Below are 21610 nucleotides of genomic sequence, written 5' to 3'. Positions count from 1 at the left end.
CAATACATTCAACCAAGAGGGAAAAGGGGGGAGGGAGAGTTAAAGCTGATAAGCGATTTTCATGCCTTGTTCGATAGCCCTACGCGCATCCAGCTCTGCGGCCACATCTGCTCCACCAATGACATGGGCATCAATTCCATGTTCAGCGAGCTGAATTTTTAATGGGCGATAAGGCTCTTGCCCTGCACATAACACCACGTTATCGACAGGCAAACACTGCGTTTTATCTTGATAACGAATATGCAAGCCCTCATCGTCAACACGCATGTATTCCACGCCATTGAGCATTTTTACACCGCGCTTCATCAGTGACAATCGGTGAACCCAACCCGTTGTTTTTCCTAGTCCTGCCCCTACCTTGCTATTTTTTCGTTGCAATAAATAGAGCTGGCGAGGCGACCCTACGGTATTTTTATTCTTCGGGTAAATTCCCCCTGTTGAATGAATAGTTGGGTCAATGTTCCACTCTTGATTAAACAGTGAAGTATCTAGGCTGCTACTTTTACCTTCTTGCGTTAAGAGTTCTGCTACGTCAAAACCAATTCCCCCCGCACCAATAATGGCCACATTTTTACCAACCGTTTTCTGGTGGGTGATAACGTCAATATAGGAAACTACTTTGTGATGCTCAACGCCCTCTAGCTGAATTTTACGTGGAGTGACGCCAGTGGCAATAATGACTTCGTCAAACCCTGAGAGGCTTTGTGCATCAGCGTATTGCTCAAGGCGAACATCTACATTTAGCAGCTGTAATTGGCGGCAAAAATAGCGGATGGTTTCATGGAACTCTTCTTTGCCAGGAATTTGTTTGGCTAAATTAAATTGCCCGCCAATCTGGTTCGATTTTTCAAATAAAGTCACTTTATGACCGCGTTTGGCCGCATAAATGGCACATGAAAGCCCTGCAGGGCCTGCACCAACAATTGCAACAGACTTACTTTTAGCTGCTTTTTCATTGGGATAATCCATTTCCCTGACAGCTTGGGGGTTAACTAGGCAACTGGCAAGCTTTCCACTAAAAATCAAATCAAGGCAAGCTTGATTGCAGCCGATGCAGGTATTGATTTCGTCAGCACGGTTTTCGGCGGCTTTACGGACAAAAGCTTCATCTGCAAGGAATGGACGAGCCATTGACACCATATTTGCTTGCCCATTAGCTAGAATTTGTTCGGCAACAAATGGGTCATTGATACGGTTTGTGGTAATCAATGGAATATTCACTTTGCCCATTAATTTTTGGGTGACCCAACTGAATGCGTGGCGAGGGACTTGTGTTGCGATGGTTGGGACGCGGGCTTCATGCCAACCAATACCCGTATTGATCATACATGCACCTGCTTTTTCAATTTCGTTAGCAAGGTATTCTATTTCTTCCCACGTTGAACCGTCCTCCACTAAATCTAACATCGAAAGTCGATATATAATAATAAAGTTAGCCCCAACAGCTTCACGAATGCGCCGTACAATTTCAATAGGAAAACGAATACGATTTACGTAGCTGCCACCCCATTCATCAGTTCTATGATTTGTGCGTTTTGCAATGAATTGATTAATTAAATACCCTTCAGAGCCCATCACTTCGACACCATCATAGCCTGCTTGTTGGGCTAATTTTGCGGTATTCACGAAATCATCAATGGTATTTTGAACCTCATCCTCTGAAAGCGCTCTAGGTGCAAATGGAATAATTTCGGCTTGAATAGCACTTGGAGCCACTAATAATGGGTGTAATCCATATCGACCTGCATGTAATATTTGTAGGGCGATTTTGCCATCCGCTTGGTGTACTGCATCGGTAATTGTGCGATGAAATGGCAGCTGAGCTGAGTTATTCAATACAGCACCATGGGCGGTTAGCGCACCTGCAGGGTTAGGTGCGATGCCTCCTGTAATAATCAGACTGACACCATTTTCAGCACGTAAACGATAAAAATGGGCAAGGCGCTCGCTACCCTCTGGATGTTCTTCGAGCCCAGTATGCATAGAGCCCATTAATATCCGATTTTTAAGAACCGTATGCCCCAAATCAAGGGGGGTAAAAAGGTGTGGAAAATTGCTCATATGATGCTCCCATTCGGGATTTATTTAACAGGTCAGATGAGTTAACTGTAGCGTAATGATCTCGTAAATTGGTAAAGATGTTAAAATTTTGTGATTTTTATCATATGTTTTAGGTTAAATTGCTAAGTCAACACAGTTAAGTGACGTCCTTTTATTTTTATGTCATATAAAAAGATTAAAAAGTAGAAACACATCGCAAAAAAGCCACATAGGGAAACCATGATGAAAGAGATTTGCCAAGCTATTACTTTAGAAGGTGAATGTGTTCGCCTTGAGCCTTTATCTCATCAATATGATGCAGAACTTGCGGCGATTATCCGTCGTGATGGGCTGCATAATTTATGGTATGCCTTAGTTCCTGATCCTGATAATTTCCCTCAAGATGTTGAAAGCCGTCTTGTACGTTTTGCACAAAAAGAGTGTTTGCCATTTGTGGTTATCGACAAACGCACGGGGAAACCTGTTGGCATCACGTCGTATAATAAAGTGGATAATGCCGTGCAACGGGTTGAACTGGGAGCAACGTGGTACGGTGTTGAGGTTCAGCGCACTGCAATTAATACAGAGGCTAAATACTTATTGTTAAAGCATGCCTTTGAAGAGTTAGGGTGCGTTGCGGTGGAGTTTCGCACTCATTTTTTAAATCATCAGAGCCGTAAAGCCATTGAGCGTCTAGGCGCAAAACTGGATGGTATTTTGCGTAGTCATATGAGAACCAAAACGGGTGAACTGCGTGATAGCTGTGTTTACAGCATTATTGCATCTGAATGGCCTGCCATTAAACACCATTTAGAATGGCAGATGGTAAAACCGCGCTAAGTCGCTTGTGAGTAAAAAGCCCACTTCATTCGTACATGTCGAAGTGGGCTTTACCGTTTAACTATAAGTATTCATGCATCGGTTTAGTCATATAGACATTATTTGGCATTTTTTCCGTGGTGGTATAGCCCGCGGGACTATTAATCAGCGCTGGGATACGGTTAACCAAATTCGCACAGGTTAGCTCAACCGTTGCTGGGTTATTCACCTCGATGGCAGTATCTGGTTCACCGATTAATTGCCAGCTATTTTTGTCACACTCATCAGCAGTTAAAATTTTACCAATACATTCAGTTTCGAGGGTCACACCTTCGGCCGTTTGTGTGATGACAACTGCGGATAATCCAAGGACATCACCTTTTTTCACCGTCATTTTCAGTGTGTCAGAATAAATATCGGCTTGTGCGATTTGTGGAACGCAGCGCTGTGTTTGGCTGATGATGGTTAAACCAAGGCGACTGCATAGCCAGCCATTTTGTGTCCACATGTAAGGTGGTGCATATTCTCCACTCTCAATTTTTTGGGAAATGACGTCATAAGGCAAGTCATTGTAATTACCAATTTGTTGGTTAAATTCATCGACGGTGAGCCCTGCACCGTGGCCGACTGCTAATGCTATCCCGTAATCTTCTACGTTATAACAGCTAGAACCTTTTATTTTCACCAGTTTGTGCATTGATCCTGCCAGTGTATCAATCAACACACCCCAATACATATCTGGATAGCCGCTTCCCGCTAAAGTACAGTTATTTGCTTTAGCTAATGCATCAAGTTTTTGAGTGATCTCTGGGGATGAATTCCAAGGATAAAGCGCTTCTTCACCCGTAGAGATTGCGTTAACGCCGTGACGAGCGAACAATGAGAATGCGTCTTCTAAGTCAGCCATGGTACTGAGGGTTGCAATAATTCCGACATCAGGTTTTAAGGTTTCAAGGGTCTCATCTGCTTCATGGAGAGGCTGAACTTTTACACCTGTCGGCTTAGTACCTGCAATTTCGCCGATATCTTTGCCAATGACCGCATCGTTGATATCAAAAGCCGCGACAACTTCAGCGCCATGCTCTTGCAAGTAACGGATTAAAAATTTGCCCATTTTTCCGCAACCATATTGAACTGCACGTACTTTTTTCATCATTTTTGTCCTATATGCGAATTATCTATGAATCATATTGAGAGATCTAAGGTATAAAATTATTGTTCTATATCAATTAATTGAATAAAGGATGTTTAATAAAATTGATTGCCTTTATGTGGCCATTTATAGAGTGAATTTGATATAAAACAGTACTAAATATAAATAAAATATATAAAAGCCAGTTTAATAAAAATTGGCAGTGGCGCAAAAAAAAGAATATCATGGTTCGATTGATATGTTTGGGGAATGCTATTACGTTGAAATATAAGTGTGATAACGGTTTTGCACACAATTTCGCCATACGGTTTTGAAATACTAGACCTACGATAAAACTGCACGTATAATCCATCCCACTTTGGCCCCTTAGCTCAGTTGGTTAGAGCAGTCGACTCATAATCGATTGGTCGCTGGTTCAAGTCCAGCAGGGGCCACCAAATTTTAGCTGTTAAATCAGCGCATTAAGCCACTTTGAAAGAAGTGGCTTTTTTGTATCTGATGGGTTGGCATACAAACAAAAAGAGCAGCCTTTAGCTGCTCTGGTTGGGTCTAAATCAATTAAAACAACTTTTTCTGTGGTGGGCCTGAGAAATTCATTTTGCCGATTTTATCCATGAGAACCTCGACCACGACAGGTTTTTTTAAATCAATAGCTTGCTGGAGGGTGGGTTTAAAATCAGTGGCTTTGTCGATGGTAAATGCAGTAATACCCATAGATTGAGCTAATTGATTGAATGAAGGCGTCAGTAATTCATTGTAATATTGCCTACCTGAGAAATATTTTTCCTGAATGCCTCGCATCACGCCATATCCATTATCATTCATAATAATCAATATGATAGGAAGTTGTTCTTGTGCCATGGTGGCCAGTTCGCCAATCCCTAACATCAAACCGCCATCACCGACAAGGCCAATAACCGAGGTGTCTGGGTTGGCTTTTGCGCTGCCAATCGACATTGCGAGACCCAAGCCAATTGCGCCAGCAAGGGAGTGAATATTGTGCATTGGCTCAGTGGCTTTTAATAACCGACTGCCCCATAAGCTCCCTGAGACCGTAATATCGCGCACAAAAATACCGTCTTTTGGTAGAACTTGTTCGACAGCATCACTGAGGCCACTATAAGCACCGCATTGTTCACGTAGTTGTTGCTCAGCTTGCTGAACGGCGTGTTGTACCTGTTTTTTCCAAGAATCAGAAACAGGGCGCTTGGCGAGCTCCATTTTGTCTGCCAGTGCTTCCAGTAAGGCTTTAGCATCGCCAGTAATATTGATATCAGCAATATAATTTCGATTGGCAGCTTGAGGGTCAATATCAAGTTGGATCAGCGGGCGCGGTAAGGGCAATGACCATGTTTTGGTTTCATTGCTGCGCAAACGGGAACCAACTACTAAGGACAAATCACAGTTGCGCATTAAGGCATCGATGGAATCTGCATTATGAAAGGCGCGTAAGCTAAAAGGGTGGTCATCGGGCAGAATCCCGCGTCCGTGGGTACTACTAATCACGGCAATACCTTGATTTGCTAAACGTTTTACGGCATCAGTGGCTTGTAATGCCCCTGCGCCAATCCACAATAATGGCTGTTTGGCTTGTTGAAGTTTCTCCCAAATAGTGTCGACGTGAGATGCGTTGCATGCAGGCAATACCGAGGGAACAACGGGGGGGCTTAATACGGAAATAGGCACTTGAGCACTTTGAATATCGATTGGGATTTCAATAGATACGGGGCCGCAAGGCACAGTTTGAGCGACTTGGATAGCTTTGTGTAAGACGGAGATCGCTTGCTCTGCACTGTGTACGCGCAAAGCTTGCTTGGAACTTGCTCGCAGGAAGCTGAGTTGATCTGGGGTTTCATGGATAAACCCTGCATCCATATCTAAATAGGCTTTTTCCACCTGACCCGTAATATGGATCATCGGTGAACACGCATTCATCGCTTCAATCATTGAACCAACGGCATTCCCTGCGCCCGCTCCTGTACTGGTTAATGCCACACCTAACCCGCGAAAACGGCTATGGGCATCAGCCATTGTCACTGCGCCCGCTTCGCCACGGCTTGGGGTAAAGTCGATGATCCCGCGGCGGCCAATTGCATCAGCAATGGGTAAATTATGAATCGAAATGACACCGTAAACCGTGGTGACTTGGTATTGCTCTAATGTTCTGGCGACGGCTTCGCCAACCGTAATCATGTCAGACATTATATTCTCCTAAATGCTTGAATAATCCTTTAACGGATTGGTTATTCACACCAACGGTTTGGTTGTGGGTTAAGTGCCAGAAACAGACTTTTTTGTTGCATATAGGCCTTGAGGCTTTCGATACCTTTTTCGCGACCAAGACCACTTTCCTTGAAGCCACCAAATGGGGTTGAAATAGAAAAAACTTTGTAGGTGTTGATCCAAACGGTGCCTGTTTCAAGAGCATCAGCAAGTTTAAAGGCGCGGGTATAATCACGCGTCCAAATCCCTGCCGCGAGGCCATACACGGAGTCATTGGCTTCTTGAATGAGTTCATCTTCGTTATCAAAGGGGATAACAACCAAAACAGGGCCAAAGATTTCTTCTTGGCAAACACGAGTTTGGTTATTTAAGCCTTCAATAATGGTGGGGCAATAATAGTTCCCCGATTGCAGGGCAGGGTCTGAAGGGATTTTCCCGCCAAGACGAATTTCTCCACCTTCTTGAATGGCCAGATCAACGTACGCCTGAACGCTATCGCGGTGAGCAGGGGAAATTAATGGGCCAATGTGTACGCGTTCTTGGCGAGGGTCACCGATAATTAGGTTTTGGGTTAATACGGTGAGTTTTTCCATAAATTTATCGTAGATATCACGGGCGACAAATAAACGTGAACCTGCAATGCACGCTTGCCCCATCGAACTAAAAATGCCGTAGCAAACACCGTGAGCAGCAAGGTCAAGGTCGGCATCGGATAACACGATCGTCGGGGATTTTCCGCCTAATTCTAACGAGGTGGTGATCAGTTTATCTGCCGCAATATGCGCCAGTTGTCGCCCTGTATTGGTGCCCCCTGTGAAGGATATTTTTCGTACTAAAGGGTGGCGTACGAGGGCATCCCCGATAATTGAGCCTTTTCCAGGCAGTACGCTTAACAAGCCGCTAGGTAAGCCCGCTTGCTCAAAGATTTCAGCGAGTTTTAACGAAATTAGTGGCGTTGCCTCCGCAGGTTTCAAAATAACGGCGTTTCCTGCGGCAATTGCAGGGGCAATTTTTTGCATATCACTGGCAATCGGTGAGTTCCACGGCGTGATCGCTGCAATAACGCCAATAGGTTGGTAAGTACTTATTGTCATGATATCCGTCTGGCGGCGAGGGGGAAGCTCTCCACCCAACACTTCACAAACCGCAGCAAAATAACGTGCGGTAGCCGCTGCACTTATCACAAGGCCACGGGCTTCAGCCCAGGGTTTCCCGTTATCTAATGTTTGTAAGTGGGTTAATTCTTCGCGCTGTTCGTCAATTAAGGTGCTGACTTTATATAAAATAGCCGCACGCTGGTGGGCGGGCATATTTCGCCATGAAGGCTCTCGCCATGCGGCTTCTGCGGCTACAACCGCATCCTCGACATCTTCAAGGCTAGCGCTATTTAGGGTTGCGACAATATGGTTGTCGCCAGGAAAACGCGATTGCATCTCTTTGCCACGGCCCAATTGCCATTTTCCGCCGACAAAAATATCCATTTTATTCATGATGTACTCCGTCAAATGGCATCCTGTTCAGCAACATGGCGGCAAATCGCCACCGCACTCAGTGCTGACAACATGGATGTTTTAGGGTTAGAGGGAAGTGGGTTGCCATTGAGTTCGATGCAAAATTGCCCAAAATCACCTTGTACTTCAATGCGATGGGTATTTTTTCTCGTGTTTGGGTCAACAATTAACTGTACTTGTGTGTCATCCATACCGATTCCGTAAAGGGCAACGGTTGCAGCAACATTGGCATTCGCAGGGAAGTTAAGTGCGGCCTCCCGAGCACTACCCGTAAAAAATACAGTCGCTTCAGTTACTTGGGATAAGTCGATAAATTGTTCGGCGGGGCCATTACGCCAACTCGCTGGGCTTTTGCGTGATTGATAAGTTACCTGCGTAATATTGGCCTCTTTCGCTGCACGCAGCCCATCAAGCCCTGCAATGGCTCCAGTTAGCGGAATTAATTGCCCATGATGTTGTTTGGCTAACGCGGTTAAATGTTGTGCCGTTGTGGTGTCAGCGAGTGCACCCGTTGAAATAATTGCTAGTCGCCAGCCCTTTTGTAAAACGAGGGGGGCGTACTGTTTAACGGCTTGATGGCTGGCACATTCCAACACAAGAGAGGGTTTTTCATTAACTTGGTTGATATCCTCAATCGGGGTGACTTCCCCATGAAAGCGCTTAAGAATAGCTTCGTGGTGATGCGCGCGTGCCACAATCCAGCGCAGCGTTATTCCACGAGGTAAGCGAGTAATCACCTCTTCTGCCATCGCGCCATAGCCAATTAGCATTAACGTTTTCATATTTCAATCCTTTAAATTTGATGGGCAAAGCCACCAGAGACATCCAAAGCGGCACCTGAGGTAAACGACGCCATCGGGGATGCTAAGAAAACCAGTGCACGAGCAGGTTCTTCAGGTTTACCCAAGCGCTGCATGGGAATGCCGCGGTTTTTGGCGATGTTGCCTATCCATTGTTCCCATGTGAGGTCAGTATCGCTGCGGTTTTCGAAACGGCGTCGCCATTGGTCTGATTCCACCATGCCAAGTAAGATGGAATTGACACGGATCCCTTTAGGTAACAATGTCTTAGATAAATTCAGTGTCATGTTTAATAATGCGGCTCTTGCAGCGGAGGTTGCGACCATGTGTGGCTCAGGTTGCAATGCTAGCAATGAATTCACGCAGGTAATTGATGCGATATTGGACTGTTCTAAGAGTGGTAAGAATGCATTCACTGGGTTTATCACCCCAAATAATTTCAGTTGGGCTTCATGTAGCCAAGCTTCTTCAGGGGTATCTGAAAAGCTGGCGACATAACCTTGACCTGCGTTGTTAATCAGTAAATCAACGTGCCCATATTGCTGGCGAACTTGTTCAGCAAAGGCCTCTGTTTGGGTTTTATCTAATACATCGCAGATTACAGCGGTAAAATTTCCTTGTGGGTATAAGGCCATTAATTTTGTTGTTGCAGCCTGTAATTTATCTTTATTTCGACCACAAAAGGCCACTTTGCACCCTTCGTCGAGTAATAATTTGACGGTCGAAAAGCCAATGCCAGAGCTTCCGCCAGTCACGACAGCCACTCGGTTATCTAATTGTAAATTCATGCGTTTTTCCTTTGCAAAGCGGCCGATAGAAAGTGAGTTAGGTGCTGGTTAAATTCAGCGGGTTGGTCAAGGTAGCTCGCATGACCCGCTTGTGGAACATAAAACAGCGGACACTGCTTCTGCTGCGCTAATCGGCTGACTTGCGAAGGCGGAGTGATGGTGTCCTCTTCACCAACTAGCATTTCGAGCGCACCAGTATAGGCCTTTAAATACAGGCTGATATCGTCATGAGCCAGCATCCAAGCGGCGGATAAAAAACCTGGTGGGTTGAGTTTTCTCATATTTTGCTGCACCCACTCGATTTTTTCTTGTGAAGCAGTGGGGGAAAGTAAGGCTGCCGCGCGGTTTTGTGCATAAGCCTCGATGCCTGAGCTAAACACAATATCGTGCCTTTGGTCATACACGCGGTTGCGTTCTTCAAGGCTTTTTGTTCCATAACCTTGTGCGGGGTTAGCGAGAAATAAGCCATTGACGCGCTGAGGATGCAAAGAGGCAAAAGCACAGGCCATTAAAGCCCCCAGCGAGTGGCCAACGAGGGTCACTTGCTGTAAACCCAGTCCATCAAGAAAGGCTTCTAACGCATCGGCGTAATCCAGTGCTACAGGTGTTTTTGTTGCCAATTCAAGGCTATTCATATAGCCAGGTGCATCCCAACAATAGAGATGATAGTGATGAGTCAGTGATGACGCCGTCAGTTGAGAAATCCATGAGGCCGATCCTGAACTGATACCATGGAGGAGGATCACTGGCTCACCTTGGCCAGCCTCCCGCCAATTAAGGCGATATTGACCAAAGTTGGCAAGCTGTAACTCGGGTAAATTTTCAATTGGCAGATTCATCACTGATTACTCCTGTTATCCGCGTTTCACTTTTGATAGTGGGTGGTCTTCTGGGTATGTTGGGATAGCGGGTTTTTGTGTCCCAATCATCACACACATTAAGGCCTCCTCTTCCCCGTGATTGAATAAGCCGCGGTAAATTCCCGCAGGGACAGAAATCAAATCACGTTCTTTTAATACCGTTTCATATTCTTCATCACCGTCTTTGATAAACAGCGTGATGGTGCCTTTTAACATGAAAAAAACTTCTTCAACGTCAGGGTGTAAGTGCAGCGGCCCTTCACACTTAGCGGGTAAGACCATGGTGGAAAAGGTGAAGTTTTCTGCAGGAACAGTATTTACATCGCTTGCGACTCCTGTTGCGCCAGTGCCGATATAACGCATTTGTGCGCGGCGATATTTCGGGTCGTAATCGGCTTGGAATTTCAATGCGTTCCAATCGTATTTGCGCCCTTCAAGGCGGGCTACTCGGGATTCAATCCACTGTGCCATTGGGATCCCTTGTGGTTTGATTTGAGGTTGTGACATAGCGTTATCTCCTAAAAAAGGCAGTGTTTAGTATTTTTTCAGTAAGGGGAGCAATAACAAGCTACCCACTAAACCAATAATGACGATAAATAACAGCCCACTATCCATAGTGTGGGTAACGGTAATCAACACACCCATTAATAGCGGTGCGGCAGCGCCAGCAAGGTTTCCAAGGCCATTGAATATCCCACCAGCAAGGGCACTGACTTGTTTTTGTGTTGCTTTAGCGAGTAATGCGAAAATGTTAGGAGCACCAGCTCCCCACATAAACATGCTGAATGCCATCATTAAAATGATGCTGTAGGTCTCAGTGAGGAACAGCACGCCCGCCAAACCAAGCACGGCACCCAACAACGAGATAAAACACACTAAGGCTCTGCGGTCGTAGCGGTCAGAAAGCCACGCGCCAATTGCTTCACCAAACAGCATGGCAATGAATGGGAGGGAAGAGAGGATCCCTGCGTGTTCCAAGTGAATGGATTTCCCTTTAATTAAGTAGCTTGGTAACCAGCCATTCATGCCCCAGAGATAGACTAAAAACGCAATGTTGAATATGCAGATAATCCAAAAATGGCTATTTTGAAATAGGCGTTTTTTATGAGCTTTCATTTCTGCAATTTGTTCTTCAGGTCGTTTTTCCCCTGATGCTGTTTTTAACTGAGCACTCCGATTGACCAAATTTGGGTGGCGAATTCCGAAGACCACCAACCACCACACGGGCACGGTAAAGGCTGCCATGACGAAGAAGGTGCTTTGCCAGCCAAAATTATTTAATAGATACAACGAAATAGGGAAACCTAGTGCTGCACCTAGCGGAGTGCCCAGCAACCAGAGCATCGTGGCTCGAGCCTGCATTTTGGGCGGGAAGGTGCGGCGGATAATGGCATAGGCGATGGCTAACAATGGCCCTTCGGCTATGCCGAGTAATACGCGTAGGAAAACCATGGTGCCATAATGGTGGGTAAATCCCATAAAGATCATTAAGAAGCACCAACTGCTGATCATAAATAACAACATTTTTGTGGGGTGAAAGCGGTCACCAATCCCACTCAATAACATGGATGAAACGCCATACGCGAATAAGAAAGCGCTCATCAATAAGCCTAAACGAGTGGGATCAAAATCGATCCCCAGCGCTTGTTGGAACTTTTCGTCTGAAAACAGTGCAGCGATGCTAATTTTGTCGAAAAATGCCAGTAAAACGCAGGAAAATAGGCCGATTGGGATCAGCCAGTTCACTTTTTCTGGTGTATCCTGCGTACTTTGTGCATTTTGATTGGCGGGTATCGTGATACTTTGATTTGCCATGTTTTTTCCTCGCTGGCACTATTTAAGTGACATTAGTGAAAATGTGGGGTCGGCAAGCTCTGAGGGAACCAATTTACGCTGGCTTTGCAACCAACGTTTACCCAGTTTGATCGCACGAGCATCATTAAACGCCACCATTTGAACCAATTCGTTAGCTTCATTTAATGCAAAGTGAACCTCTGAATTTTCGCTGTGGCGTTGGATGTGTTGCAGAGTCTGTGTGCTCGGGACTCCTAAAATTTGTATGTTGTCTTGGTATTGATCAGACCAAAGCCAAGCGGGTTCATTAAACCCTACGGATTGCGGGTTAAGCATCGCTTTTGCTGTGGTGATGGCTTGGTTTTGCGCATAAGCCCAAGATTGCAAACATAAAGAAAGTGTTGGGTGGCATGCAACGTCCCCCGCGGCGTAGATGTCAGGGTGCGAGGTTTGCCCTTGAGCGTCGATCACGATGCCATGAGTGACCGTTAACCCCGCATCTTTTGCGAGCTCAAGGTTGAGCTCAACACCAATCCCCATAACGGCAAGGTCAAAGGACTGAGTTGGGTATTTTTGACAACCGATTTGTAAAGCGTCGTTGTCATCAACCAATTGAATATCGCCACAATCTGTAATGACCTGTACGCCAGCCTCATGATGGCGCTGCGCTAATGCGTCGGAGACACTTTGCGGAACACTGCGTTCACACAGACGGTTTTGGCGTTCAAAAATCGTCACATCAAGACCCATTTCCCGTGCAGAAGCTGCGACTTCTAAGCCAATCCATCCACCGCCAATGATGGCAATTTTTTTTGCGGATAAGAGGCTGGAGCGTAGTGCTTGGGCATCATCCCATGAGCGTAGGGCAAATACGTTAGGGTGTTGTTGCCATGCTTTTGATAGATAACGAGGACGGCCTCCTGTTGCAATAAGCAGTTTATCAAAGCTAACTAACCGCCCATCATTGAGATAAACACACTTAGCTTGCGCATCAATTCGCTCGGCTCGAATGGGTCGAAACCACTGCAGGTTCAATGCTCGGGTATCATCTTCACTAAATAAACGCGATAAAACAGCGTCTTCTTGCGTGAGAACTGCTTTTGACAGTGGAGGACGTTCGTAAAAATCGTGGTTTTCATCACTAATCACCGAAATAGTGCCTTGATAGCCTTGTTCTCTGAGCGTTTTTGCAGCCCAGCCACCAGCTTGGCCACCGCCAATAATGACAATACCGCCTTGAATTAGAGTGCTCATCTTATGACTCCTTGGCGGGTTTAACTTGGCGGCGTGTTTCATAATCTAAGCCACCTTCAACCGCCCATTCGGTAAATGAAACCAGTGAGTGTTCCAGTTCCCTTGGCTGCCATTTTTCCGTGAGGTAGTCGTCGTTGGTGTAGTATTCGAATGCGCCGCCCGTTGGGCTATTGACGTACCAAAAATAAGCGGACGAAATCGGGTGGCGACCTGGACCAATAAAGGTACTCCAATGATGGCGGTTCATAGCTAAGCCCCCACCAATCACCTCGTGAATATCCCGAACCGTAAAGGCAACGTGGTTCAAGCCACTGCCGCGATGCGGTAACTTGAGTAAGAACAAATTATGGTGGCAGCCATTAATTTGAGCGCGTAGGAAAACGGCGCGATCGATGTAGCGATCCGAAACTTGGAAACCCAGCTTTTGGCAATAAAATGCTTCTGTTTCAAGGAGGTTATCAACAAAGAAAACAACATGACCCACGTTAATAGGTGTAGCTTTTTCATAAATTGGGCTAGGTTCATCAATGCGGCGAATGTCTCCCCATTGATTGATACCTGTGACGTCGAGTTGGACGTCTTTTTGTTGTGAAAGGCAAAAAGCGACAGTCATGCCATTAGGATCGCGGCATTGTGCGCCAGAAGATGTTCGCTCAAATCCATCACATTCCTGAATATTATCAATAATTTGATTTAGGTTAGTGAGGTTCTCAACGCCCCATGTAATGCGCCTTAAGGTTGATCCCGTTTCAAAAGGTGCAGGAAGGGAAGCATCATCAAGGGGGAATAATGCCAGCTCGGCGCCTGATAGAGTGGTAAACACGTTTGGATTATTGTTAGAAACGTGTAAGCCAAAGTCATGTAAAAATTTTTGGCAGGCTTTAAGGTCTTCAACGCCAAATTCTAATTTTTCTATTCCAATCACTGACATAGCTTAATCCTCTGTAGGTTGGTGTTATTGCCTGATACGTTTTTTGGGCAAAGGAAAGCCGAGGCTTATGGCAATAAACCGAAAAATGGGTAAGTTTTTCGCTAACGCTAAATCACTTTGGCTGGGATGATGCCGCCAATAAATTCAGTTAGCTTTTGTGCTGCACTGCGCACTTCATTTTGCAAATATTGGCGCTCCTGCACAGGGATGCTGTCCATGGGAACCATGATACTGATTGCCGCTTCGACCCCGTTGTCTTGGTTGTAAACAGGATAAACAATGGAGGAGATGCCACGGCGATAAAATGATTCACCGATAACATAACCCCGCAGTTTGTCAGCTTGGATCATGTTCCAGAATTCGTGTTTGCTGCCCGCGTTATCAGGTAGCTCTTCATCAGGGTAAAGAGCATCAAATTCTGTAGAAGAAAGCCCGCTTAATAGCATTCGCCCTAAAGATGTTCGATGAGCTAATAAGCGTGTGCCGACGCTGACATGGTTAATTTTTGATTCCGCACCGCTGACGCGAGCGATGTAAATAATGTCTCGGCCATCGCGAATTACAAGATGGCTATTGCACTGGCTTCGGTCTCGCAAATGTTCAATAATCGGTTGGCCTAATTGGGTTAAATCAAGAGAGGCGATATAACCGAGACCAAGGCTAAGTACTTTGCGACCAAGTGAAAATGCCCCTGTTCTCGGGTGTTGGACAAGGAAATCCAAATGTACCAAGGTTTGTATCGCGCGATAAGCCGTGGCTTTAGGCATATCGACTAAGCGTAGGATTTCGGCAAACGTGAGCTCGCGGTGCTGCTGTGCGAGCAAGAGAAGAAGTTGCAATCCTTTTTCCAGACCAGGTATCAAGTACTTACATGTTGAATTCAATGCCTTAACCTCGCCGCCCACGCGGTCATCAATTAGTTAAATACAAAGCCGCCGTTGACGGGGATGAGCTGCCCCGTCACAAAATTAGCCATATCAGAAAGCAAGTACAATGCAGTACCAGTGACATCTTCAGGTAATTGCTCCCCTTGTAAGGCGCGACCATTTTCATAAAGCTGGTGGCGTTCTTCAGGGACATATTCAGTGGCTTCAACTTTTGTCAGCCCTGGCGCGATCGCATTAACGCAAATGCGGTGTTGGCCTAACTCACGGGCCATTGAGCGAGTCATACTGATAATTGCCCCTTTACTGGCGACATAGGCCATTAGCCTTGGCGCCCCCCAAAGGGCAGTATCAGACGCAATATTGACGATTTTTCCATGTTGGCTTTGCTTTAATAGCGGTAACGCCGCTTTTGTTACCAGCCATGTTCCTTTGACATTTACAGTCATGACGCGATCCCAAAGCTCAAGATCGTATTCATCTAAGGCTTTACCCCCCACGCCAGTCGCAAGAGCCGCATTGTTGATCAACCCATCAATGGCACCTTGTTGGGAGATGTGTTCAAAGGCTCGGCGAATAGAGGCGGGATCAGCAAGATCGATACAGTAACTTTGTGCATCAAACCCTTGGCGGCGCAATGTTTCGGTACTTTCTTGCAAACGTTCTTCAAGAATGTCGCACAGAATGACCTTAGCGCCTTGTTCTGCGACGGCTTGGGCAAAGCTAAAACCCAGCCCCCTTGCCGCGCCAGTGACCACAATACGTTTTCCCGCCAATAGGTTACGCATTTTCAGTTTCCTTACTGTAAATCAGTTCAAACTGTTTTTTGGCTTCACGCTGCATGATGCGACGAAGACGGGATAAACCGACATCGTGTTGATAGAGAAACTCATGGTTACGCGCATTTGGTGCGAGGTTTTCTAAAATAATGCGGTCTTGCTCTAACACATCCCAATGCAGCCCCTCTAAGCGGTTACGGTACATAAAGCGCCAGAGATCGCGTTGCCAGTCTTTGACTTTACGAATTCGCCAGAAGAATACGCGGCAGTGATCTTTATCTTCTGGAACGACCATGCCGATGATCCAAAAGTGCCCACCTGGTCCAAAACGTTTTTGATATGGGATGGATAAACGAAGCCAGTTTGCACCTGTGCTGGCAAACTCCACCCAGTCGAAGTTGACACCAATTTGATCATTCTTACGAAAAATAAAACCCGTTTGAGTGGCTTCAAGGATCATCTCAGACTGTTTATCCCCTTCAGCCATGGAGTGTGACGAAGAGTGTAAATAGGTGCCATGCATCGGATCCATCACGTTTTCAAGGGCATACTGATAGTTGCATTTCCAAGATGCAGTGCAGAGGAAGTGGCTGTGGTTTTCGTTATCGGCTAATTCTTCAGGGAATTCAAGCGCTGGAGGCGTTTCCCCTTCAATCACAGCAAAATAGAGGAAAATCGCACCGTGAACTTCCTGAACTGGGTAGGTTTTTAAGCATTTTTGGCCTTCAAGAGGGCATTGGCTAACCGCTGGAACGTCCTTGACAATACCATCTCCGCCTACTTCAACGCCGTGGTACCAACAAGCAATGCGCTCACCAAGGTTCCAGCCCATGGATAAACGTGCACCGCGGTGAGGGCATCTATCTTCTAAGGCATGAATTTGGCCTTTATCATCGCGCCATAAGACAATTTGCTCTTCAAGGCGAGTGATGCCGATGGGATTACTGCTGACTTCCCAGCTTGATAATACGGGGTACCACTGTCCTCGTAGCCCCACATCTAAATACGCTTGATAGTTTTGAGGTTGTGTATTCGTTGTCATAATTTGCTTCCGATTATCAAAGGTTATTTTTATTTTTGTATAAATTACAAAGTATTAATATCCATTAACGAGCAAAAATTCGCGGAAACTGCTGGATGTCCATGCGTGACCTTGCCGGTCAAATAATTGTTGTTGGTTTAAAGCTTCAACGAGGGCTTCGAGAGTTTCCGTTCCTGATGCAAATAAATTTTCTAATGCGGCGATCAACGCTGTTTCGTATTCATCTGGAAGTCGCGATCGTGTTTGCCAGACAATATTTGGCGCACTTCCAGGTGCTTGAATACTCCCTTTTCCACCTTCTCGTGCAGGAATAATTTGGTTATTTGCGGGGAGGTAAGTATTAATATTTTGAATCGGTTCCATGTTTACTCCTCAATTAAGCTAATTTCGATTTGGTTTTCATGAATGCGAGTTTGATAGGTTTTTAAATCTCGACCACCAGGTTCTCGCAGACATTTTCCTGTTTTGATATCAAAGATGGCTTCATGTAGGGGACACTCAACTTTTCCATCTTCAACAAACCCTTGGCTGAGTAGGGCATAAGCGTGAGGACATACATCTTCTAAAGCGTAATATTGGTCTTCAACCAAAAAAATACCGATTTCGTTGTCATTAACTTTGGCTGAAAAGGGAAATTCTTCTTGAACTTGTGAAACATCGCACACAGCAATCCAGCTCATTTTTTTCTCCTCTTAATACGCAGTAACATTTTGTTTCATATACGAAACGTTGTTTATTATTTAAAACCAGATTAAATGTAGGGGTGATTAATAGTCAATCGAATGTTGACTATATGTAAAATATTCGTTTCGAAATGTGGAGTGTGTCGAGCTTATTGCGTTGTTTAGTTTCATATAAGAAACAGAAGGGGATTTATCAGCGATTGTGTGAGTTAATATCAGAGCCAATCATAGCCACAAGATAGCCTGTGGCTATTTTGGTTACATTATTTTAATTCAAACCGTTGTAAGTCTTTACTTACGGTGACTGGGCCAGAGTATTGCTTTCTAACCTCCTTGATCCAAACTTCATCAGTAATCGATGGGTCATCTGCGGGAACAAGGTGGGTGAGCACCAAATGTTTTACATTGGCTTCCTTCGCGATTCTACCGACCTCTTCTGCGGTGGTGTGATGGGAAATAATCGCTTTTGCAAGGGTCGAGCCATTGCCAATTCGGTTTGCTAAGTTTTCAACGCCAGAAACCAGCACGACTTCACTGACTAAAAGGTCGGCATCTTTGGCAAATTCAGTAATTTGTTTATTATCAATCATATCACCCGTGATAACGACGGTTTTCCCCTCTGATTGGATTTTATAGGCCAGGGCTTCATCGGAATTAAAAGGGGGATGGGGCACAAACAACGCACTGATTTTCACACCGTCTTTATCAACAACAACACCTTCAGAAATATCTTTGGCGGTGACCATATTACGTAAATCAGGTTTGCCTTCATCTTTAATACGTAAATCAATATCGCGCTTAAAGGTGTCCCAAACACCTTTGGTCATGCTCTCTGTACCCACTGGACCATACACCGTAACAGGGTGGTTTAGCCCACTGTTCCATGCATTTAATAATAACGCAGGGTAATCGGCAACGTGGTCACTGTGCAGGTGAGTAATAAAAATTGAGTCGATATTTTTTAGCGGAGCTTTGGATTGAACTAAGCGCAAAGTTGCGCCGTATCCTGCATCAAAAAGATAGGTTTTATCCCCTTTAATAAATGCTGTCGATTGCGGTAAGCGAGCTTCACTTAATATGGATGGCCCACCTTTTGTTCCAAGGGTAATAATTTCATCGGCATTAGCTAAAGAACTTGAACCGAATAATGCCGCCGCGAGAGATAGAGAGATAAACAGTGGTTTGATTTTCAAAATAGTACCTCTTTTTATTATTAATGAATTTACACTGGTATTGAATAATTGTAATTAAAATCTATATGTTGCTAAATTGTTAACATGTGAATGAGCTTACTTTTGTTTGGGTGATGTGACTATCGTTCTTTAGGATTAATTATAAGGTTTTTTATTTAACCTATTAATAACAGTGAGTTAAATTACATTGGAATTCTACGGTTATATAAACTGACTTTATTATTTAATTAAGAAAGAGAGTTTATTTAATAATGCAATTTAAATTAGATTTAAAAACTAATAGGAATGAGTTTATTAAGTTTTATTAATTAGAGTTATTGGAAATATAATGAATCAACGAATTTAGCGATGTAATTCCCCATATTTTCTTATGTGTATCCCACCTTTTTTTGATCTCACATGAAGTTTTTTGAGGCTGTTAGCGGGAAAATAGCTTCTATTGAAATAAGAGGGTGTGCAAGTGAGCAACGGAATACAGCTTCGGGTTAAAGGTAAAGTACAAGGGGTGGGTTTTCGTCCCTATGTTTGGCAGTTGGCACATCAGCAGCAGCTGTATGGGGATGTCTGTAATGATGGTGAAGGGGTATTAATCCGCCTACTCGCAAATGCAGATATCACTAAATTTAGCCAATTATTACAACAACACTGCCCTCCTTTAGCGCATATAGAGAGTATTCAATCACAGTCTTTTCAGTGGGATGTTTTTCCCGATGAATTTACCATTCGCCGTAGTGGCGAAGGGAAGATGGATACGCAAGTGATCCCCGATGCGGCAACTTGTGATGCTTGTCAGCAAGAGATTTTTGACCCTACTAATCGCCGTTTTCATTATCCATTTGCCAATTGTACTCATTGCGGGCCGCGCTTTACGATTATTCGCCATATGCCTTATGATCGCCCAAATACCGCGATGGCTGATTTCCCGTTATGTCCTGAGTGTTTGGTGGAATATCAATCCCCCGCGGATAGGCGTTTTCATGCGCAGCCCAATGCGTGTGCTGTATGTGGACCTGAAATTAAGCTCAGTGATGCTTTCGGGCTGACGGTGGCGGAGAAGGAAGGGGCGCTAATATCGGCATCGCAATATTTACTCATGGGTAAAATTATTGCCATTAAGGGGTTAGGCGGTTTTCATCTTGCTTGCGACGCAACGGATGACCATGCAGTGCAAGCGCTACGCATGCGTAAACATCGCCCAACAAAACCATTTGCGGTGATGATCCCGTCTTTAGATTGGTTAAAAAACCAAGGGGTGAGAGTGAGTGATGGGCTAGCCTCATTGCTAAAAAGCCCCGCAGCGCCGATCGTTTTAATCAAGCAGTGGAAAAACAGCGGTCTAAGCCAGTTTGTCGCCCCCCATTTGACTGAGTTAGGGGTGATGCTGCCTTCAAATCCCTTACAGCATTTATTAATGGCGGAAGTAAAAAAACCGTTAATCATGACGTCAGGGAATGCATCTGGGAAGCCCCCTGTTCTTACAGAGCAAAATGCGTTCAAGGATTTAGCTAATATTGCCGATTTTTACCTGACGCATAACCGCGATATTGTGCAACGAGCTGATGATTCTTTAGTTCGTTATCACCAAGGCGAGGCTGAAATGTTACGCCGTGCTCGTGGGTATGTACCTGATTCTGTAGATTTACCTGAAGGGTTTGAAAACTCCCCCTCTATATTAGGGTTAGGGGCTGACCTGAAAAATACGTTTTGTTTACTGCGCGATAAAAGCGCGGTATTAAGCCAGCACCTTGGGGATTTGGACGACTTAGATATTTTTGAGCAATACCAAAGTGCGATTGATTTGTTTGAGTCAATTTACCGTTTTACACCAACTGCATTGGTTGGGGATATGCACCTAAACTATGTCAGCCATCGCTTTGCTAAGCAACTATCTGCGCAGTTGGGTATTCCCTTTGTGCAAGTTCAGCACCATCACGCCCATATTGCGGCCGTTATGGTGGAACACGGTTTGCCAAGAAATACAGATAAGGTGATTGGTTTAGCACTTGATGGGTTAGGTTTTGGTGATGACCAACGTCTCTGGGGTGGGGAATGTTTACTCGTAGATTATACATCCAGCCAATATTTAGGTGGATTACCCGCGGTCGCTTTACCTGGAGGCGAAATGGCAGCAAGGCAACCTTGGCGTAATTTATTGGCTCATTGGTTACAGTTTGTTCCCAACTGGCAACAGCAATCAGATGCAATTCAACTTCTTGAGTTCCCTTGGCAAGGACTGGAAAAGGCTATCGAACGCGGGCTCAACTGCCCAACAGCGTCTTCCGCGGGGCGGTTATTTGATGCTGTTGCTGCTGCCCTGGGTATTTGTACGGTACAAACGAGTTGGGAAGGTGAGGCCGCGTGTCAGCTTGAAGCGCTGGCGATGAACTCTGAGGTTATGACACACCCAGTGACGATGCCATTAATTAATCAACGCCTTGACTTAGCAACGTTTTGGCGTGAATGGTGTGCTTATCAAGCGCCTAAAGCGCAACGCGCCCATGCGTTTCATGTCGCATTAGCAAATGGGTTTGCGCAGCTTGCGAAAATATCTGCCCAGCAATATGGCATTAAGACAATCGTGCTATCGGGGGGCGTGATGCACAATAAATTATTACGAAATTTATTAATGAATAATTTAAATGAATTTGAGGTATTAACGGCAAGGCAGTTCCCGATGGGGGATGGTGGATTGGCATTAGGGCAAGTGGCGATAGCCTCAGCAAAATTAAAGCGTTAGCCAATGAGGAATATTGCAAGGCCTTTAGAGTGTATATTAGGCTGATTTTTGTATATTTTAATTTTTAATTAAAATATTCTTTTTTTGATATTGATTCTTATTTAGATAATTAATAATTA

19 protein-coding genes and 1 tRNA gene are annotated in these 21610 nt (G+C 45.0%); 3 read left to right on the top strand and 17 right to left on the bottom strand.

Annotated features, from left to right (window positions below; genetic code table 11):
* Positions 1-39 precede the first annotated feature (39 nt).
* Positions 40-2061, bottom strand: a complete 2022-nt coding sequence (locus tag PSF27_RS14065) for an NADPH-dependent 2,4-dienoyl-CoA reductase (RefSeq protein WP_206083609.1) — start codon at positions 2059-2061, stop codon at positions 40-42.
* A gap of 222 nt (positions 2062-2283) precedes the next feature.
* Here PSF27_RS14065 and PSF27_RS14060 point away from each other — a divergent pair, with 222 nt between their 5' ends.
* On the top strand, positions 2284-2880 hold the full coding sequence (locus PSF27_RS14060; RefSeq protein WP_206083803.1) for a GNAT family N-acetyltransferase: 597 nt from the start codon (positions 2284-2286) through the stop codon (positions 2878-2880).
* Positions 2881-2941: 61 nt separating this feature from the next.
* Here PSF27_RS14060 and PSF27_RS14055 read toward each other — a convergent pair whose 3' ends face one another.
* The gene (locus tag PSF27_RS14055) at positions 2942-4015 is read right to left on the bottom strand and encodes an NAD(P)H-dependent amine dehydrogenase family protein (protein WP_206083610.1); all 1074 of its coding nucleotides are present in this window, start codon (positions 4013-4015) and stop codon (positions 2942-2944) included.
* 357 nt (positions 4016-4372) lie between these two features.
* Here PSF27_RS14055 and PSF27_RS14050 point away from each other — a divergent pair.
* Positions 4373-4449 (top strand) — tRNA-Ile (locus PSF27_RS14050).
* A 121-nt stretch (positions 4450-4570) separates the two neighbouring features.
* Here the strand turns inward: PSF27_RS14050 and PSF27_RS14045 are convergent.
* From PSF27_RS14045 to PSF27_RS13975, 15 genes are all read right to left on the bottom strand, one after another.
* Positions 4571-6214, bottom strand: a complete 1644-nt coding sequence (locus PSF27_RS14045; RefSeq protein ID WP_272681715.1) for a thiamine pyrophosphate-binding protein — start codon at positions 6212-6214, stop codon at positions 4571-4573.
* Positions 6215-6255: 41 nt separating this feature from the next.
* Positions 6256-7725: an aldehyde dehydrogenase gene (locus PSF27_RS14040; protein ID WP_206083612.1), complete on the bottom strand. Its 1470-nt coding sequence runs from the start codon at positions 7723-7725 to the stop codon at positions 6256-6258.
* 11 nt (positions 7726-7736) lie between these two features.
* On the bottom strand, positions 7737-8528 hold the full coding sequence (locus PSF27_RS14035) for an aspartate dehydrogenase (protein WP_206083613.1): 792 nt from the start codon (positions 8526-8528) through the stop codon (positions 7737-7739).
* 11 nt (positions 8529-8539) lie between these two features.
* On the bottom strand, positions 8540-9334 hold the full coding sequence (locus tag PSF27_RS14030; protein WP_272681714.1) for an SDR family oxidoreductase: 795 nt from the start codon (positions 9332-9334) through the stop codon (positions 8540-8542).
* Positions 9331-10173, bottom strand: a complete 843-nt coding sequence (locus PSF27_RS14025; protein ID WP_272681722.1) for an alpha/beta fold hydrolase — start codon at positions 10171-10173, stop codon at positions 9331-9333. The genes PSF27_RS14030 and PSF27_RS14025 overlap by 4 nt, the downstream gene beginning before the upstream one ends.
* Before the next feature lie 15 nt (positions 10174-10188).
* A complete protein-coding gene (locus tag PSF27_RS14020) occupies positions 10189-10701 on the bottom strand; it encodes a cupin domain-containing protein (protein ID WP_206083618.1) in 513 nt (170 codons plus the stop codon).
* Between the two features lie 27 nt (positions 10702-10728).
* A complete protein-coding gene (locus PSF27_RS14015; RefSeq protein ID WP_272681713.1) occupies positions 10729-12009 on the bottom strand; it encodes an MFS transporter in 1281 nt (426 codons plus the stop codon).
* An 18-nt stretch (positions 12010-12027) separates the two neighbouring features.
* Complete coding sequence (locus PSF27_RS14010) at positions 12028-13242, bottom strand: NAD(P)/FAD-dependent oxidoreductase (RefSeq protein ID WP_206083620.1); 1215 nt, start codon at positions 13240-13242, stop codon at positions 12028-12030.
* A 1-nt stretch (position 13243) separates the two neighbouring features.
* Positions 13244-14173: a VOC family protein gene (locus PSF27_RS14005; RefSeq protein ID WP_272539271.1), complete on the bottom strand. Its 930-nt coding sequence runs from the start codon at positions 14171-14173 to the stop codon at positions 13244-13246.
* Positions 14174-14280: 107 nt separating this feature from the next.
* Positions 14281-15057, bottom strand: coding sequence for an IclR family transcriptional regulator (locus PSF27_RS14000; protein WP_206083622.1), 777 nt, complete (start codon positions 15055-15057; stop codon positions 14281-14283).
* 32 nt (positions 15058-15089) lie between these two features.
* Positions 15090-15845: an SDR family oxidoreductase gene (locus PSF27_RS13995; RefSeq protein ID WP_272681712.1), complete on the bottom strand. Its 756-nt coding sequence runs from the start codon at positions 15843-15845 to the stop codon at positions 15090-15092.
* The gene (locus PSF27_RS13990; RefSeq protein ID WP_206083624.1) at positions 15838-16878 is read right to left on the bottom strand and encodes an aromatic ring-hydroxylating oxygenase subunit alpha; all 1041 of its coding nucleotides are present in this window, start codon (positions 16876-16878) and stop codon (positions 15838-15840) included. The genes PSF27_RS13995 and PSF27_RS13990 overlap by 8 nt, the downstream gene beginning before the upstream one ends.
* Before the next feature lie 54 nt (positions 16879-16932).
* Positions 16933-17241, bottom strand: coding sequence for a recombinase-like helix-turn-helix domain-containing protein (locus PSF27_RS13985; RefSeq protein ID WP_272681711.1), 309 nt, complete (start codon positions 17239-17241; stop codon positions 16933-16935).
* Between the two features lie 2 nt (positions 17242-17243).
* Positions 17244-17558 carry a Rieske (2Fe-2S) protein gene (locus PSF27_RS13980; RefSeq protein WP_225818478.1) on the bottom strand — a complete coding sequence of 105 codons (315 nt, stop codon included), beginning with the start codon at positions 17556-17558 and terminating at the stop codon, positions 17244-17246.
* Positions 17559-17824: 266 nt separating this feature from the next.
* Positions 17825-18754: an MBL fold metallo-hydrolase gene (locus PSF27_RS13975; RefSeq protein ID WP_206083627.1), complete on the bottom strand. Its 930-nt coding sequence runs from the start codon at positions 18752-18754 to the stop codon at positions 17825-17827.
* A 460-nt stretch (positions 18755-19214) separates the two neighbouring features.
* Here PSF27_RS13975 and hypF point away from each other — a divergent pair, with 460 nt between their 5' ends.
* A complete protein-coding gene (hypF, locus tag PSF27_RS13970; RefSeq protein ID WP_272681710.1) occupies positions 19215-21491 on the top strand; it encodes a carbamoyltransferase HypF in 2277 nt (758 codons plus the stop codon).
* Positions 21492-21610 lie beyond the last annotated feature (119 nt).

This window comes from Providencia sp. PROV129, from assembly GCF_028482245.1.
Classification (GTDB): domain Bacteria; phylum Pseudomonadota; class Gammaproteobacteria; order Enterobacterales; family Enterobacteriaceae; genus Providencia; species Providencia vermicola.
Note: the sequence above shows the minus strand (reverse complement) of the source record. Positions and strands in the feature narration are given on the sequence as shown.